The organism is Streptomyces sp. NBC_00669 (genome assembly GCF_036226785.1).
Classification (GTDB): domain Bacteria; phylum Actinomycetota; class Actinomycetes; order Streptomycetales; family Streptomycetaceae; genus Actinacidiphila.
The window spans coordinates 1,168,199-1,182,735 of sequence record NZ_CP109018.1 but is presented as its reverse complement, the minus strand read 5'-3'; the positions used below and the strand labels follow the sequence as shown (position 1 = coordinate 1,182,735).

The 14,537-nt window shown below is 75.4% G+C and carries 16 protein-coding genes; 12 read left to right on the top strand and 4 right to left on the bottom strand.

Features of this window, described 5'->3' with window-relative positions; translation table 11 throughout:
* Positions 1–67: 67 nt before the first annotated feature.
* The 6 genes from OG896_RS04665 to OG896_RS40395 all read left to right on the top strand — a co-directional run bounded on the left by OG896_RS04665 (position 68) and on the right by OG896_RS40395 (position 3,992).
* Positions 68–922, top strand: coding sequence for a response regulator transcription factor (locus OG896_RS04665; RefSeq protein ID WP_329362639.1), 855 nt, complete (start codon positions 68–70; stop codon positions 920–922).
* The gene (locus OG896_RS04660; RefSeq protein WP_329362637.1) at positions 919–2,391 is read left to right on the top strand and encodes a sensor histidine kinase; all 1,473 of its coding nucleotides are present in this window, start codon (positions 919–921) and stop codon (positions 2,389–2,391) included. Before OG896_RS04665 ends, OG896_RS04660 begins: the two co-directional genes overlap by 4 nt.
* Positions 2,392–2,499: 108 nt before the next feature.
* Positions 2,500–2,952 (top strand): hypothetical protein, encoded by a 453-nt coding sequence (locus OG896_RS04655; RefSeq protein ID WP_329362635.1) that lies wholly within the window; start codon positions 2,500–2,502, stop codon positions 2,950–2,952.
* Between the two features lie 17 nt (positions 2,953–2,969).
* Entirely contained in the window at positions 2,970–3,176 is a 207-nt protein-coding gene (locus tag OG896_RS04650; protein WP_329362633.1) for a hypothetical protein, read from the top strand.
* A gap of 140 nt (positions 3,177–3,316) precedes the next feature.
* Complete coding sequence (locus OG896_RS04645; RefSeq protein WP_329362631.1) at positions 3,317–3,709, top strand: hypothetical protein; 393 nt, start codon at positions 3,317–3,319, stop codon at positions 3,707–3,709.
* Positions 3,642–3,992, top strand: coding sequence for an ATP-binding protein (locus OG896_RS40395; protein ID WP_443057226.1), 351 nt, complete (start codon positions 3,642–3,644; stop codon positions 3,990–3,992). Before OG896_RS04645 ends, OG896_RS40395 begins: the two co-directional genes overlap by 68 nt.
* Here the strand turns inward: OG896_RS40395 and OG896_RS04640 are convergent.
* On the bottom strand, positions 3,970–5,247 hold the full coding sequence (locus OG896_RS04640) for an MFS transporter (protein WP_329362630.1): 1,278 nt from the start codon (positions 5,245–5,247) through the stop codon (positions 3,970–3,972). The two genes, OG896_RS40395 and OG896_RS04640, sit on opposite strands and share 23 nt — an antisense overlap.
* Positions 5,248–5,329: 82 nt before the next feature.
* Here OG896_RS04640 and OG896_RS04635 point away from each other — a divergent pair, with 82 nt between their 5' ends.
* Entirely contained in the window at positions 5,330–6,106 is a 777-nt protein-coding gene (locus OG896_RS04635; RefSeq protein ID WP_329362628.1) for a DeoR/GlpR family DNA-binding transcription regulator, read from the top strand.
* A gap of 60 nt (positions 6,107–6,166) precedes the next feature.
* On the opposite strand, the gene OG896_RS04630 is transcribed toward OG896_RS04635, so the two are convergent.
* Both OG896_RS04630 and trxA read right to left on the bottom strand, forming a co-directional pair.
* Complete coding sequence (locus OG896_RS04630) at positions 6,167–7,864, bottom strand: bifunctional 3'-5' exonuclease/DNA polymerase (protein WP_329362626.1); 1,698 nt, start codon at positions 7,862–7,864, stop codon at positions 6,167–6,169.
* 265 nt (positions 7,865–8,129) lie between these two features.
* The gene (gene trxA, locus OG896_RS04625; protein ID WP_329362624.1) at positions 8,130–8,528 is read right to left on the bottom strand and encodes a thioredoxin; all 399 of its coding nucleotides are present in this window, start codon (positions 8,526–8,528) and stop codon (positions 8,130–8,132) included.
* Between the two features lie 120 nt (positions 8,529–8,648).
* On the opposite strand from trxA, the gene OG896_RS04620 reads away from it, so the two are divergent.
* On the top strand, positions 8,649–8,906 hold the full coding sequence (locus OG896_RS04620) for a hypothetical protein (RefSeq protein WP_329362622.1): 258 nt from the start codon (positions 8,649–8,651) through the stop codon (positions 8,904–8,906).
* Positions 8,907–8,975: 69 nt separating this feature from the next.
* Here OG896_RS04620 and OG896_RS04615 read toward each other — a convergent pair whose 3' ends face one another.
* Positions 8,976–10,409 carry a citrate/2-methylcitrate synthase gene (locus OG896_RS04615; protein ID WP_329362620.1) on the bottom strand — a complete coding sequence of 478 codons (1,434 nt, stop codon included), beginning with the start codon at positions 10,407–10,409 and terminating at the stop codon, positions 8,976–8,978.
* A 105-nt stretch (positions 10,410–10,514) separates the two neighbouring features.
* Between OG896_RS04615 and OG896_RS04610 the strand changes: the two genes are divergently transcribed.
* The 4 genes from OG896_RS04610 (at position 10,515) to pspAB (ending at position 14,518) form a co-directional block, all read left to right on the top strand.
* The gene (locus OG896_RS04610) at positions 10,515–11,675 is read left to right on the top strand and encodes a citrate synthase/methylcitrate synthase (protein ID WP_328472043.1); all 1,161 of its coding nucleotides are present in this window, start codon (positions 10,515–10,517) and stop codon (positions 11,673–11,675) included.
* 224 nt (positions 11,676–11,899) lie between these two features.
* A complete protein-coding gene (locus OG896_RS04605) occupies positions 11,900–12,853 on the top strand; it encodes a quinone oxidoreductase family protein (protein WP_329362618.1) in 954 nt (317 codons plus the stop codon).
* Positions 12,854–13,058: 205 nt separating this feature from the next.
* A complete protein-coding gene (gene htpX, locus OG896_RS04600) occupies positions 13,059–13,958 on the top strand; it encodes a zinc metalloprotease HtpX (RefSeq protein ID WP_329362616.1) in 900 nt (299 codons plus the stop codon).
* Positions 13,958–14,518, top strand: coding sequence for a PspA-associated protein PspAB (gene pspAB / locus OG896_RS04595; protein ID WP_328472049.1), 561 nt, complete (start codon positions 13,958–13,960; stop codon positions 14,516–14,518). Before htpX ends, pspAB begins: the two co-directional genes overlap by 1 nt.
* The last annotated feature ends 19 nt before the right edge of the window (positions 14,519–14,537 follow it).

Genomic DNA, 14,537 nt, shown 5'->3' with positions numbered 1-14,537 from the left:
CCCGGCGTGCGGTCCCGGCCCGTGCGATGCGACCATGACCGCTGCCGGATAGCGGAGGGTCGTTCGGATGAGCGGGACAGCGGCAGACGGAAGCGGCAGGGACGCGTCCGGGGCGGACGCGTACGGTACGGGCCGCGGCGGGACGGGCCCGGGTGGCGGTGAGGGCGGGGCACCGACCGGGCGGGTCCTGGTGGTGGACGACGACGCGGCGATCCGCCGCTCGCTCGGCCGCGCGCTGCGGCTGCGCGGTTTCACCGTCGCCGAGGCGGGCGGCGGAGCGGAGGCGATCGAACTGCTCGCACGCACGCCACCGGACCTGCTGGTGCTGGACATCTCCATGCCCGACGTGGACGGCATCCAGGTCTGCCGCACGCTGCGCGGTGCCGGCAACGACCTGCCGGTGCTGGTGCTGTCCGCCCTCGACGAGGTCGCCGACCGCGTCGCCGGGCTCCAGGCCGGCGCCGACGACTACCTGGTCAAGCCGTTCGCGCTGGAGGAACTGGTGCTGCGGCTGCACGCGTTGCTGCGCCGCCGCCCCCCTCGCCCCGACGACCAGGTGTGTGCCTGCGGCCTCGTCCTGGACCCCGCCGCCCGCACCGCCAGCCGCGACGGTACCGCGCTCGACCTGACCCGCCGGGAGTTCGAACTCCTCGAAGTGCTTGCCCGCAACCACGGCCTGGTGCTCACCCGCGACCAACTCCTCGACCGTGTCTGGGGCTACGACTTCGCGGTCCGCTCCGACGCCGTCGACACCTTCGTCAGCTATCTGCGGCGCAAGCTGGAGGCCGGCGGGCGGCCGCGCATCCTGCACACGGTCCGCGGAGTCGGCTTCGTGCTGCGCGCTGACGCGGCGGGCCCGGACGAACCGGGGGGCGGGCACGGCGGGGACGTCGCCGGTGCCGGGCGGGACGCCGGCCGGTGAGGCTGTCCACGAGGATCGCCGTGGCGGTCGGCCTCCTCGTCCCGGTGCTGGTGATCTCCTCCGGCTGGATCATGGTGCGGCTGGTGGCGGGCGACATCCACCGGCAGGCCGACGCGCACCTGCGGCAGCGTGCCGCCGACGTCGAACCGCAGGCCCGCGACCTGCTGCGGGCGATGGCCAACGACCGTCCGCCCGATGTCGAGGAGGCCCGCAGCCGCAAGCTGTTCAGCTCCGCGCTCGACGTCGGCATCCGGGTCACCGGCTCCGGCGGCACCGTCTCCGGCGGCCCGCAGCCGGCCGGCTCCGCGCCGCTGCCGTCCGCCGCGAGCGCCGCCGGCCCCGTCACCGTGCGGGCCGGCGGCCAGAGTTGGCGGGTGCTCGCCGTGCCCGTGCGCGGAGTGCGCGCCGCCGCGTCCGGCACGCTGTGGGTCTTCAGCAGCGACACCGCGGGCCAGGCGCAGATCGGTCAGGTGCGACGCCGTGTCCTCACCGTGGCGCTGCTGACCGCACCCGTCGCCGGCGCCGCGGCCTGGTTCGCCGCCACCCGGCTCGCCCGCCCGCTGCTGCTCCTCCAGCGCCGCGCCGCCGGGATCGACCCCCGGGCCCGCACCGCGCGGCTCGACCACACCCCCACCCGGGTGCCCGAGATCGACGACCTCGCCCGCACCCTCACGACCGTATTGGCCCGGTACGACGAGCAGGCCGCCCGCAGCAGTGAAGCCCTCGCCACAGCCCGTACGTTCGCTGCCAACGCCTCGCACGAGTTGCGCACGCCGCTGATGAGCATGCGCATCAACCTGGACGTGCTCGACGGCACGCCCGCGCCGGGTGCGGCCGAGCGCGCCGAGATCGTCGCCGACCTGCGTGCCGAGCACGAACGGCTGCTCGGGCTGCTCGTCATGTTGCGTGCCCTCGCGGACGGCGACCTGGTCGAGGCCGGGTCCTTCGGCTGCGTCGACCTCGCCGAGGTGGTCGGCGCCGCCGTCGCCGACCTGCGCCGTACCCACCCGGCCGCGCGGGTCACCCTCGACCTCGCGCCCGGCTGCGCGGTGTACGGCTGGCCGCAGGGACTGCGCTCCGCGGTCGACAACCTCCTCACCAACGCGGCCGTGCACGGCCGCGGAGGCGACGGCACCGCGGCCGTCGAGGTCCTGCTGCGGCCGTCCGCCGACCGGGCCACGGTCCGCCTCACCGTCGCCGACCACGGTCCCGGCATACCCCCGGCGGCCCGTGCCGACGTCTTCCGCCGCTTCCACCGCCGCCCCGGCAGCCCCGGCTCCGGCCTCGGTCTGGCACTGGTCGGCCAGCAGGCGGCGCTGCACAGCGGCACCGTGGCCGCGGCGGGCCGCCCCGACGGGCGCCCGGGCACCGCCATCGTCCTCGACCTGCCCGCCGGTGCCGCGGGTGACGCGGACACCCTCGTCCTGCCCCGCCGCCGGGACTGGCTCTCCGGCCCGCCGCCCGCCTGACATCCGCGCGGGAGCGGGCGCCGGACGGCCACATGGTTTCCACAAAAAGCCTTCCTACGGTGACCGCGCCGGCGGGCGAAGGGCCCGCGGAGCGAAGGGAGCAGGACGATGCGCAGGTTCCGCAGCGCGGTCACGGCGACCGCGGCGATGGCGGCGGTGCTCGGGGCGGCGGGAAGCGCGGCGGCGGACACCGGAAGCGGGGCGACGCCCGGTGCCACGTCGAGCACTTCGGCCGGGACGGGAGCCACCAAGGGCGCGGGCGGTTCCAGGGACGGGGCGGTGCGCCTCTGCAAGCGCGTGCCGGCCATCGACGCCCGGATCGACCGCGCGCTGGCCCGCCTCAACGGCCCGGCCACGAAGCGCGGTTCGGTCGCCCGCTTGCAGAAGCGGGTGAGTGCCGCGCAGAGCAAGGGCCAGACGGCCGTGGAGACCTACCTCAACGACAGGCTGACGTTCCGCAAGTCGCTGGTGCCGACCCTGACCCAGCGCAGCAGCGACCTCGACGCCGTGCGGACCTGGTGCGGCGCACAGGGGTACGCCTCGAAGCCGGCAGCGAAGTGACCGCGCGCAAAGGGGCGTTGTCGGCACTGCCCGCGGTCGTTCTGGGAGCCGCTCTGCTGGCGGGGTGCGGGCAGCACGACCACGCGGCCGCCCCCGGCGCGTCCGGCACGGCATCGGCTCCGCCCGCGCCGTCCGCGTCCGAACTGGCCCACATGCGCAAGCTCGTGGACGGTGCGGACGCCGCGGCCTCGGCTGCCGAGAAGGACGCGGCCGGCGACAACTGACGGCCCGGCCGGCAACCCACCGGCTGCCGGCCCCCGTCACTGCCCCCGATGAGTTTCCGCCGGTCCGCCGGTCTGCCTTCCGTGGGCCGGGCCGGATACGGCCGAGGGCACGGCGGCGACGTCGGGAAAGGACGGGCGGCGTGGGCGTGGCGCGGCTCCAGTCGCTCACCTCCGACATGCTGTTGCCAGCCCGGCTCGACGCCCGCGAACCGCCGCGCAGGCAGGAGGTGGACCTCGCACAGCTCGTCGCGGAGGAGGCCGCGCGCCGCCGCCCGCGGCTGGACGTGCGGGTCACCCTCGACCTCACCCCGGAGGTCCCCGTGCGGGGCTCGCCTGAGCAGGTGCGCCGCCTGGTGGCGAACCTCGTGGACAACGCCGTCCGGTACGCGGCCACGGAGGTGGGCGTCGCCCTCGGCAGGTCCGGGACCCGGGCCGTGCCGGACGTCACCGACGACGGCCCCAGGCATCCCGCCGGAGCACCACGCCACCGTCTTCGACCGGTTCGCCCGTCTCGATCACGCCCGCCGGCGTGACACCGGCGGCTCCGGCCTGGGCCTGTCCATCGCACGGGACATCGCGACCGCGCAGGACGGCAGCCTCGTGGTGGTGCCGCGCGCCCAAGGCGCCCACCTGCGGGCGGAGTTCCCGATGCCGGCCCGCGCGGCGTTCGGAGCTGAGCCGGGCGGAGGTGAGCTGCGGGGACGTGAGCCGGGCGGAGGCGAGCCGCGTGGACGTGACCCGCGTGGACGTGAGCCGGGCGGGCGTGAGCCGGGCGGACGTGAGCCGCGTGGTGCTACGGGGCCGCCGTTCGGGTAGCGGGGGCGGCCGGCGCCTGGGCGGTCCGGTCCGGGGTGGCCGCCTCGGGCGGGGTGCGCAGCGAGCCGGCCGCGGCCGCGGCCACCGCGCACAGCAGCAAGGGCAGCAGGAACGCCACGTTGAGGGGGACGATCCGGGTCAGCGCGCCGATGGCCGCCGGGCCGGCGAGCATGCCGAGGTAGCCGAGCCCGGCCACCCGGGAGACGTTGGCGCCCGCGGCTTCGTGGTCCGCGTGGCCCGCCACGCTGAAGAGCTGGGGCACGCATCCCGACAGGCCGATGCCGAACACCGTCCAGCCGACGAGCGCCAGTGCGATCCAGGGCGAGCAGACGACCGCGACCATCCCGACCGCCGCCGTGCCCGCGCCCCACCGGACCACCGCGACCGGGCCGAACCGCCCCGCCACCCGGTCGGTGAGCAACCGTCCGGCCGTCATGGCCGTGGCGAAGCAGCCGTAGGCGAAGGCGGCGGTGGCCGGCGACGCGTGCAGGACGTCCCGGGTGGCCAGCACGCTCCAGTCGTTGGCGGCGCCCTCGGAGAGCATGACCATCAAGGCGAGCGCGGCCAGCAGCCAGATCCGCCCGGGCACCCGGCGCCGGGTCCGCTTCGCGGCGGCAACGGTGCCGGTCCCGGCCGCGTCGGGGGCCGGCGCACCCGTATCCGCGTCGGGTGCCTGCGCTTCCGCAGTCGCGGCCTGCTGCCGGGGCAGCAGCGCGGGCGCGACCAGCAGGGCGGCGACCAGGCACACCCCGGCGGTACCGCTCAGCGTGGCCGGCGCGCTCCAGCCCCAGCCGAGCGTGCGGGCGCCGACCAGCGACGCGGCCACCCCGCCGAGCGAGAACACCGCGTGGAACGAGGACATCACCGGCCGCCCGTAGCCGCGCTCCACCTGGACGGCGTGCGCGTTCATGCCGACGTCCAGGCAGCCGTTGCCGAAGCCGAGGACGAGCAGCGCCGCGCCGAGCGCCCATCCGCTGGTGGCCGTGCCCGGCAGGGCGACCGCCGCCGCGCACAGCGCCGCGCTGACCGGGACGACCCGGCGCGCGCCGAACCGGTCGGCGAGCGGGCCGACCAGCTGCATCCCGGCGAACGCCCCCGCGCCCAGCAGGAGCAGCAGTGAGCCGAGCACGGCGTGGCTGATGCCCGCGCGCTGCTCGATCGCCGGGATGTGGACGACCCACATCCCCAGGACGAACCCGTTCAGGGCGAAGTACGCGAAGGTGGCCGCCCGGGCGGCACGAAGGGTTCGCTGCATGGCCGCGAACATAACAAACATTCTTGGTGTTCGTCACTGCCGATATCGCACACCAATTTTGTTCGTGGTGTTCAATGGGGGCATGGCAAGCAGCGAGCGACACCGGCAGATCGTCGAGGCGGTACGAGCGGAGGGCCGGCTGGGCGTCGCCGAACTGGCCGCCCTGACCGGCGCCTCGGAGATGACCGTCCGCCGGGACCTGGAGATCCTCGCGGGGCAAGGCGTCCTGGAGCGCTACCGGGGAGGTGCCCGCAGCCTGCTGCTGCGCGGCGAGGAACCGCCGTTCGCGCTCCGGGAGACCGAGAGCCGCGCGGTCAAGCAGCGGATCGCGGCCGAGGTCGCCGCGCTCGTCGCCGACGGCGAGACCGTCGTGCTCGACAGCGGCACCACCTGCCTGGAGGTGGCGCGGGTCCTTCAGCAGCGGCGGCTCACCGTGATGCCGCTGTCCCTGCACGCGGCCAACGCGCTGACCGGCGCGGCGCGGCTCCGGCTGATCATCCCCGGGGGCGAGCCCCGCCCCGGCGAACTCGCCCTGACCGGCCCGCTCACCGAGTCGGCCCTGGCCGCACTCCGCTTCGACACCGCCGTGCTCGGCTGCTGCGGGCTGAGCGCCGCCGACGGGCTCACTGCCTACGACCTCGCCGAGGCCGCCGTGAAGCGTGCCGCGATCGCCTCCGCCCGCCGGGTGATCGCGGTCGCCGACGCCGCCAAGTTCTCCCGTACCGCCCTCGCCTTCGTCGTGCCGGTCACCGCGCTGCACACCGTCGTCACCGACGACCGCGCCCCGCAGGACGAACTGTCGGCCCTGACCACGGCCGGCGTGACCGTCCGCACGGTCCCCGCCGCCCCTACCGCCTGACCCCTGGCGTCGGGGTCGGGCGCTGGGGGTGGCGGGACGCGAACCCGCTGCTCCGGGGCGCTACTTCGCGTCCGCGTAGCACTCGACCGCGAGGGTCTCCAGCGGGAACGGCACCGGGGTCGGGCCGAACACCAGGCGGCGGGCCTCGTCGCCGGCAGCGGCGACGGCCGACTCGACGGCGGGGGCGAGTTCGGTGGGGGCGTGGACGATCACCTCGTCGTGCTGGAAGAAGACCAGACGCGGCTCGGGGCCGATCGCGGTGAGCCGGCGGCGGAGCGCGGCGAGCATGGCCAGCGCCCAGTCCGAAGCGCTGGCCTGGATCACGAAGTTGCGGGTGAAGCGCCCCCAGGAGCGGGCGGCGCGTTGATCGAGGGCGGAGGCGTCACCCGGGTCGGCGGCCTCCCCGGCGAAGCCGCCTTCCGTGTCGATGAAGCGACTTGCCGAGGGCGTGGGCGAGGTACGGCCGAGCTGGGAGCGTACGACGCCGCCCGCCTCGCCGGTGCGGGCCGCGGCCTCCACCAGGGCGAGCGCGGCGGGGAAACGGCGCCGCATCACCGCGAGGAGCTGCCCGGCCTCGCCACTGGTCTGCCCGTACATCGCCGCGAGCAGGGCGATCTTGGCGCGTGGCCGGTCACCGGCGAAGGCGTCCAGGGCGAGCGCCGCGTAGAGGTCGCCGGCGGCGGAGGCCCTGGCGAGCCCCGGGTCGCCGGACATCGCGGCCAGCACCCGCGGTTCGAGCTGGCCGGCGTCCGCCACGATCAGCCGGTACCCCGGGTCGGCGACCACCGCGCCCCGCAGCAGCCGCGGGATCTGCAGCGCGCCGCCGCCGCGTGTCGCCCACCGCCCCGACACCACCCCGCCGACCACGTACTCCGCCCGGAACCTGCCCGCCCGCACCCACGCCTCGCGCCACGCCCAGCCGTGCGCGGCGTGGATACGGGACAGCTCCTTGTAGCGCAGCAGCAGGGCGGCGGCGGGGTGGCCGACCTCGCGCAGTTCGTGCGAGCGGGTGGTGCGCAACTGGACGCCGACCCGGGCGAAGGCGGGCAGCACCTGGGCGGGGGAGTCGGGGTTGACCGGGCGGCCCAGCTCCTGCTGGATGCGCAGCGCGAGGTCACCGAGGATCGCGGGGCGGGCGCCGCCGGCCGGGCGCGGGCCGAGCAGGCCGGTGAGGAGTTCGTCGTGGACGGCCGCGCTCCACGGCAGGCCGTCCTGGCCCATCTCCACCGCGGCCAGCGCGCCCGCGGACTCCGCGGCGCACAGCAGCAGGGTGCGGTCCGGGTGCTCGCTCGCCGCGATCCGGCGCCGCTGGTCGGCGTAGACGGCGGTCAGGGCCGTCAACGGGTCGGTGTCCTGCGGCAGATGGTGCCGGTCGGCCGCGAACAGCACCGGCTGGTCGTCGGCGCCCGGCTCGGGCGCGTCCGGCGGCTCGGGCAGGTCCCGCAGCCGCGCCCACGCGGCGCCGAGCGACCGCGGCCGGCCGTGCCGCCCCGCCATCCCCAGCAGCAGCGACTCGACGAGCTTCACGTCATGGCACCGCGCCGGCCGCACCGCGGCGCGCTCCAGCAGCCGCGGGTACATCTCGTCGGTGGCCGCCCACACCCAGCGCGGCCGCTCGGCCGCCTCGCGCCGCGCCACCGCGGCGGCCAGATCGGGGGCCGTCTCGCCGGCCCCGACCGGCCGCCCGTCCGGGCCGAGCGGGCACAGCCGACCACCGGACCCCACCGGGTCCGGCACCACCGCCACCACGCTTTCCATACCCCGACCCTAGGTGCGACCTCTGACAATTCCCGCCGCCCGCGCGGGCGGCGGCTCCGGCCGCCGCGGCCGGACAGCGAACGGTGCCCCTCCCCCACGGAGGGGAGAGGGGCACCCGGGGTCGATGGGGAGCACGGCTCGGGCAGGGCGGAAGGCGCCGAAGCGCCGTCCCGGTCGGCGTCATTCCGTCCGCATCGGCTCGGCACCCGCTCGGCACCCTGCCGACCGGTCCGGCCGCACCGACGGCTTCCGCCGCGGCCGCGGGCTACGCGGAAGCGCCGCCCGCCGCGTCGCCGGCCTCGCCGGCCTGCGCGTCGGCGACCGCTTTGTGCACCTCGCCCATGTCCAGCGCGCGGGCCTGCGCGATGACGTCCTCGAGCGCCGGCTCGGGCAGCGCGCCGGGCTGGGCGAAGACCGCCACCTTGTCGCGCACGATCATCAGCGTGGGGATCGACTGGATCTGGAAGGCGGCGGCCAGCTCCGGCTGCGCCTCCGTGTCGACCTTCGCGAAGATCAGGTCGCCGTGCTTCTCCGACGCCTGGTCGTACACAGGCGCGAACATCCGGCACGGTCCGCACCAGGCGGCCCAGAAGTCGATGAGGACGAAGTCGTTGTCGGACACGACCTCGTCGAAGTTCTCCTTGGTCAGCTCTACAGTGCTCATGGCAGGAGAACGGGCGGTGCCCGCCGGAAATTCCGGGTCCGCGCGGTGCCGTTGTCACTCGTTCGTGTGCCGCGCCCGCCGCCGCAGTGGCGCACCTGACTTGTCCTCGTTGATCGGCGTATGGCAGCAACGAAGTGGATTCGCCAGGATCTCACGGTCAGCGGCACCGCCGCGGCCCCGCCCACCGGGGCGCCGGCGGCCTGGCGGTCGGGGAACGCTCCCGCCCCCGCTGGCGTAACGGTTCTGCAGGCGCGCGACGCGCCCCTCTTCGCCGCCCTGGTCGCCCAATGGCAGTCCGCCGGCCGCATGGTGCCCGGCCAGACGGACTCGGAGTGGGCCGAACTCGTCGGCCGCGTCCCCCGCCTCACCGGCGTCTGAACCGGGCGACACGGCCGACCCTCATGCCCTCCCGGCCCGGTCGTCCTGCCCCGGTCAGTCCCGGCCCCGTCAGTCCTGGCCGGCCCGGGGGAGGGGGCGTCCGGGCCGCGGGCCGGTGTAGGCGCCGATCAGGCGCATGCGCAGCGGGGGCTCGGCGTACTCCTCCAAGGCGTGGGCGATCCATCCGGCGGTACGGGCGACCGCGAACACGGTCTCGCCCGCCTGCGCCGGCATCCCGTGGGAGACGGAGAGCACGCCCAACGCCAGGTCCACGTTGGCGTGCAGGTCGCGGTGGCGGGCCGCGGTCGTCGCGACCACATCGCGGGCCGCGCCGAGCGCGGACGCGGCGGCGGGCACCTCGTCGAGCAGCGCGAACAGGGTACGGGCCCGGGGGTCCTCGCCCCGGTAGAGCCGGTGGCCGAGGCCGGGAACGCGCTGCCCGGCCCGCAGGTACTCCGCGACGACCGGACCCGCGCCGCCCTGCGCCGCGACCTCGGCGAGCATCCGGTGGGCGAGCGCGCTGGCCTGCCCGTGCAGCGGCCCGTCGAGGGCGCCGAGCCCCGCCGAGACGACGGCGTACGGGTGCGCGCGGGCCGAGGCGGCGACCCGTGCCGCGAGGGTGGACGCGGCCAGGTCGTGGTCAATGAGCAGCGAGAGCGCGGTGTCCAGGACGCGCAGCGCCGCCTCGCCCGCGGGGGCCGCGGTCAGCTTCGGCCACAGCCGCAGGGCCAGCGGGCCGTCGCCTTCGTGGGGGCGGCCGACCGGCGGCAGCGCGTCCACCAGCGTCGCGATCAGGCTGCGCGCGGTGCCCAGGACGGCCGGCCCGGACAGGTCGAAGCGCAACGGGTCCGCGCTCGCCGCCGCCGCGACGGCCACCCGCAGCCGGTCCATCGGACCGCTCCCGGCGGGCAGCGCGCCGGCCACCGTACGGGCCGCGGCGAGCGGCGCCGGGGCGGCGGTGAAGCGTGTGCCGGGCCGCAGCACCCCCGTCCACAGCCACTCCGCGACCTCCTCGTAGCCGTACGTCCCGGCGAGGCCGACCGCGTCGACGCCCCGGAAGAAGTACCGGTCGGAGTCGATCAGGGTGATCCCGGTGCGCAGCCGGCCCCAGCCTTCGGTGATGCCGCCGCCCGCAGCCGCGCCGGGGCCCGATCCCGCCGGGTCCGGCTGCGCCGCGGGTCGCCCGCGCCTGGCCAGCGCCGCGACCTGCTCCGGGTCGAAGGTGCTGCCCCGGCCGCCCTGCGCGCGGCGGCTGTCCAGCAGCCCGCGGCTGACGTACGCGTACAGCGTCTCCGGCTTCACCCCGAGCCGCCGTGCCGCCTCCCGGGTGCCGATCCGCTCCTCCGTGGCCGGACCGCCCAGGAGGCCGCTCACCGCGTCGGCCGGCGCGCCGGCCGGGTCCGGGGCGGTGCCCCCGCCCGTCCTGTCGACGCTCTCCGCGCTGTCCGTGCCCGCGTCCCGCGGTCCCGGCCGTCCTGCCTGCTCCGGCTGCTCCCTCGTCATGGACCCACCGTATCTGTACTCGACCACCCATCATATTGATTCAATCAACATTGACACTCCTGAATCAATCATGGACAGTCACGTACATACCCAAGGAGGAAGACCATGCCGACCACCGAGCCCAGCGCCCCGATCGACGTACCCCGCGGTCTCAAGGGCGTCGTCGTCACCGAGACATCCATCGGCGACGTGCGAGGGGCCGAAGGCTTCTACCACTACCGCGAGTACTCGGCGGTGGAGCTGGCGCGCACCCGCACCTTCGAGGACGTGTGGCACCTGATGTTCCACGGCGCGCTGCCGGACGCGGCGGAGCTGGCCGCGTTCCGGGCCCGCACGGCGGAGCTGCGGCACCTGCCCGCCGACGTCGCGGACGCGCTGCCCGCGATCGCCCGCTCCACGGCGCTGTCAGGGCCGCTCGCGGGACTGCGCACCGCGCTGTCGCTGGCGGGGGCGTCCGCCGGGTTCCGCCCGGTGTACGACATCGACCCCGAACGCCGCCGGGCCGACGCCCTGGCCGCGTGCGCCGCCGTACCCACGCTGGTGACGGCCTTGCACCGGCTCGGGCAGGGCCTGGCGCCGGTCGAGCCGCGCGACGACCTGCCGTACGCGGCGAACTACCTGTACATGCTGACCGGGCGGGAGCCGGAGGCGGCCCAGGCGCGGGCGGTGGAGAGCTATCTGATCTCCACGGTCGACCACGGCTTCAACGCGTCCACGTTCACCGCGCGGGTGATCGCCTCCACCGGTGCGGACCTGGCCGCCTGCCTGGTCGGAGCCCTGGGCGCGCTGTCGGGGCCGCTGCACGGCGGCGCGCCGAGCAGGGCGCTCGACACCCTGGACGCGATCGGCACCCCGGACCGGATCGACGACTGGCTGCGCGAGCGGGTGCTCGCCGGCGACCGGATCATGGGCTTCGGCCACCCCGTGTACACCACCGAGGACCCGCGTTCGCGGATGCTCAAGGCCATCGCGCGCGAATTCGGCGGCGACCTGGTCGACTTCGCCCTCCAGGTGGAGGAGCGGGCCGAGGCGATACTCGCCGAGCTGAAGCCGGGCCGCGACCTGCACATCAACGTCGAGTTCTACGCCGGTGTGGTCATGGAGCTGTGCGGACTTCCCCGGGAGATGTTCACTCCGACCTTCGCGGCCGCCCGGATGGTCGGCTGGAGCGCCAACGTGCTGGAGCAGGCGGAGGACAGCAAGATCATCCGCCCGCTGGCCCGCTATGTGGGTCCGCCGCCCGCGCGCCCGGTGCCGGCCGCCTGAGCGGTCCGCCCAGCAGACCGCCGGCCGATCGGCCGAGCCGCCCATCCGCCGATCGGCCCGGGGCGCCCGGGGCGCCCCGGGGCGCCCGGATCGCGGGGCCGGGCGGCGACATCCGGGCGACACCCGGGCGCCCCGGGTGCGGCACATACCGACCAGTCGGTAGTCTCTGGGGTCGAGGTTCCCGTCACCCGGCGGGCACCGCCCCACCCGGAGGAGTGGCGACCGTGCGCGCGATCCAGATCACCGAGTTCGGCGGCCCCGAGGTGCTGCGCCTCACCGAACTGCCCGACCCCGTCCCGCAGCCCGGACAGCTCCTGATCGAGGTCGACTCCGCGGGCGTCAACTACGCCGACACCCACACCGTCGAGAACAGCTACCTGGCGGCCTCCTCGCTGCCGATGGTGCCCGGCGCGGAGGTGGTCGGCCGTACCGCCGACGGCCGGCGGGTCGTCGCCCTCACCGACAACGGCGGCTACGCGGAGAAGGCGCTCGTGGCCGACCGCCTCGCCCACGACGTGCCCGACGGCGTCGGCGACGGGCAGGCCCTCGCCCTGGTCATCCAGGGCGTGACCGCCTGGCACCTGCTGCGCACCTGCGCGCGGCTCGCCCCCGGCGAGAGCGTCGTGGTGCACGCGGCGGCCGGCGGCACCGGTTCACTGGCGGTGCAGCTCGCCAAGGAGTTCGGCGCCGGCCGGGTGATCGCCACCGCGTCCACCGAGGAGAAGCGGGCGCTCGCCCTGGAACTGGGCGCCGACACGGCCGTCGACGCCGACCCGCGGGACCTCAAGGAGCGCCTGGTCGAGGCGAACGGCGGCCACAAGGTCGACGCCGTCCTGGAGATGACCGGCGGCCCGGTCTTCGACGCCTCGCTGGCGGCGCTCGCCCCCTTCGGCCGCCTGGTGACCTACGGCATGGCCTCGCGCGTCCCGCCGACCCCGATCGAGCCCGCCCGGCTGATGGGCCGCTCGCGGGCCGTCATCGGCTTCTGGCTCGCGCACTGCCTCGGCCGCCCCGGCATGTACCACGAGCCGCTCGACGAGCTGCTCGCCATGACCGCCGAGGGCCGGCTGCGCCCCCTGATCGGCGCGGTCCACCCGCTGGCCGACGCCGCCCGCGCCCACGAGGACCTGCGGGCCCGCCGCACCACCGGCAAGCTCGTCCTCGACGTGCGCGCCTGACCCCTGGGGCGTGGGTCGTAGCCCGTCCGGAGCACCGCTGTGGGCAAGACCACCCGAATGCCGTGGTGGAAGTGGAACCGGGCGGGACGTCCGAGACGTTGCATCGTTGGGTAGGTAGCCGACAGGCGCACCTGTTCACCAACCTCGGGAGTACGACGGGCCGCGGCCTAGCGACCCGCGCGCCCCGTACGACTCGGGAGGGGCCATGCCACGTAACCGCTTCGCCCCCGACCGGGGACTGACGACCCGCATGGTCGTCACGATGTTCCTGATCGGACTGCTCTACGTCGTCTTCGTCGGCGTGCTGCTCGCTCTGCTGCGCGGCGCCTGGCCGATGATCCTCCTCATCGCGGGCGGACTGTTCATCGCGCAGTTCTGGTTCAGCGACAAGATCGCCGCCTTCAGCATGGGCGCCCGTGAGGTCACCCCCGAGCAGGCCCCCGAGCTGCACGGCGTCGTCGACCGCATCTGCGCCCTGGGCGACATGCCCAAGCCCAAGGTCGCGATCGCCGACTCCGACGTGCCGAACGCGTTCGCCACCGGGCGGAACAAGAAGAACACGATGGTGTGCGCCACCACCGGCCTGCTGCGCCGCCTGGAGCCCGACGAGCTGGAAGGCGTCATCGCGCACGAGATGTCGCACGTCGCCCACAAGGACGTCGCCGTCATGACGATCGCGTCGTTCCTCGGGGTGCTGGCCGGCATGATGACCCGCGTCGCCCTCTTCGGCGGTTTCCGGCGCAGCCGCGATCCCAACAGCAGCGCGCTCATCATCCTCATCCCGCTGGTCAGCGCCGTCGTCTACGCGATCAGCTTCCTGCTCACCCGGATGCTGTCGCGCTACCGCGAGATGTCCGCCGACCGCAGCGCCGCGCTGCTCACCGGCCGCCCCTCCTCGCTGGCCTCCGCGCTCACCAAGGTCAGCGGCCAGATCGCCGCCATCCCCACCGAGGACCTGCGCAGGTCCCAGCCGTTCAACGCGTTCTTCTTCGCCCCCGCGCTGAGCGCCGGCTCCACCGCCTCCAAGCTGCTCTCCACCCACCCGACGCTGGAGCGGCGGCTGGAGCAGCTCAGCCAGATCACCCGCGAACTGGACCGCCGCTGATGGGCCTGCTCGATGTGCTGCTCGGCCGCAGCAAGCCGGTCCGCCCCGACCTCGACCAGCTCTTCGGCCTCACCTCCGCCGCGATCACCCTCCAGGCGGCGAGCGACCTGCGCCCCACCGGCATGGGCGCGGTCTGCTTCGCCGCGGTCGAGGGCGGCGCGTTCGCCGAGATCCAGCAGGACCTGCGCGCCCTGCTGCCGACGGTCGAGACCAGCCAGGACGGCTACGGCTACACCTGGCTGCTGTCCCGGCACGGTCCGGAGGAGACCACCGACCTCGTCACCGACCTGCACGCCATCAACTCGGCGCTCGAACAGCAGGGCTTCGGACCCCAGCTGCTGTGCTCGCTGGTCAGCTTCAAGGACCCGGCCGGCCGCACCCTCGCGCTGGTGTACCTCTACAAGCGCGGCAGCTTCTACCCGTTCTGCCCGCTTCCCGGCGAGAAGCGCGACAGCGCCCTGGAACTCCAGGTCAAGGCGCTCGTGGCGAACGACCTGCGGCTGGAGGAGGACCTGTCGCGCTGGTTCCCGGTATGGGGCGCGCCGGGGCTCGCGGACTGAGCCCCGGCGCGTGCCGCCG

Bases quoted from the DNA above. Each gene is read 5' to 3' on its own strand.
- OG896_RS04665 (WP_329362639.1), top strand. From the start codon at position 68: ATGAGCGGGACAGCGGCAGACGGAAGCGGCAGGGACGCGTCCGGGGCG.
- OG896_RS04655 (WP_329362635.1), top strand. From the start codon at position 2,500: ATGCGCAGGTTCCGCAGCGCGGTCACGGCGACCGCGGCGATGGCGGCG.
- OG896_RS04640 (WP_329362630.1), bottom strand. From the start codon at position 5,247: ATGCAGCGAACCCTTCGTGCCGCCCGGGCGGCCACCTTCGCGTACTTC.
- OG896_RS04635 (WP_329362628.1), top strand. From the start codon at position 5,330: ATGGCAAGCAGCGAGCGACACCGGCAGATCGTCGAGGCGGTACGAGCG.
- OG896_RS04630 (WP_329362626.1), bottom strand. From the start codon at position 7,864: ATGGAAAGCGTGGTGGCGGTGGTGCCGGACCCGGTGGGGTCCGGTGGT.
- trxA (WP_329362624.1), bottom strand. From the start codon at position 8,528: ATGAGCACTGTAGAGCTGACCAAGGAGAACTTCGACGAGGTCGTGTCC.
- OG896_RS04620 (WP_329362622.1), top strand. From the start codon at position 8,649: ATGGCAGCAACGAAGTGGATTCGCCAGGATCTCACGGTCAGCGGCACC.
- OG896_RS04615 (WP_329362620.1), bottom strand. From the start codon at position 10,409: ATGACGAGGGAGCAGCCGGAGCAGGCAGGACGGCCGGGACCGCGGGAC.
- OG896_RS04610 (WP_328472043.1), top strand. From the start codon at position 10,515: ATGCCGACCACCGAGCCCAGCGCCCCGATCGACGTACCCCGCGGTCTC.
- htpX (WP_329362616.1), top strand. From the start codon at position 13,059: ATGCCACGTAACCGCTTCGCCCCCGACCGGGGACTGACGACCCGCATG.
- pspAB (WP_328472049.1), top strand. From the start codon at position 13,958: ATGGGCCTGCTCGATGTGCTGCTCGGCCGCAGCAAGCCGGTCCGCCCC.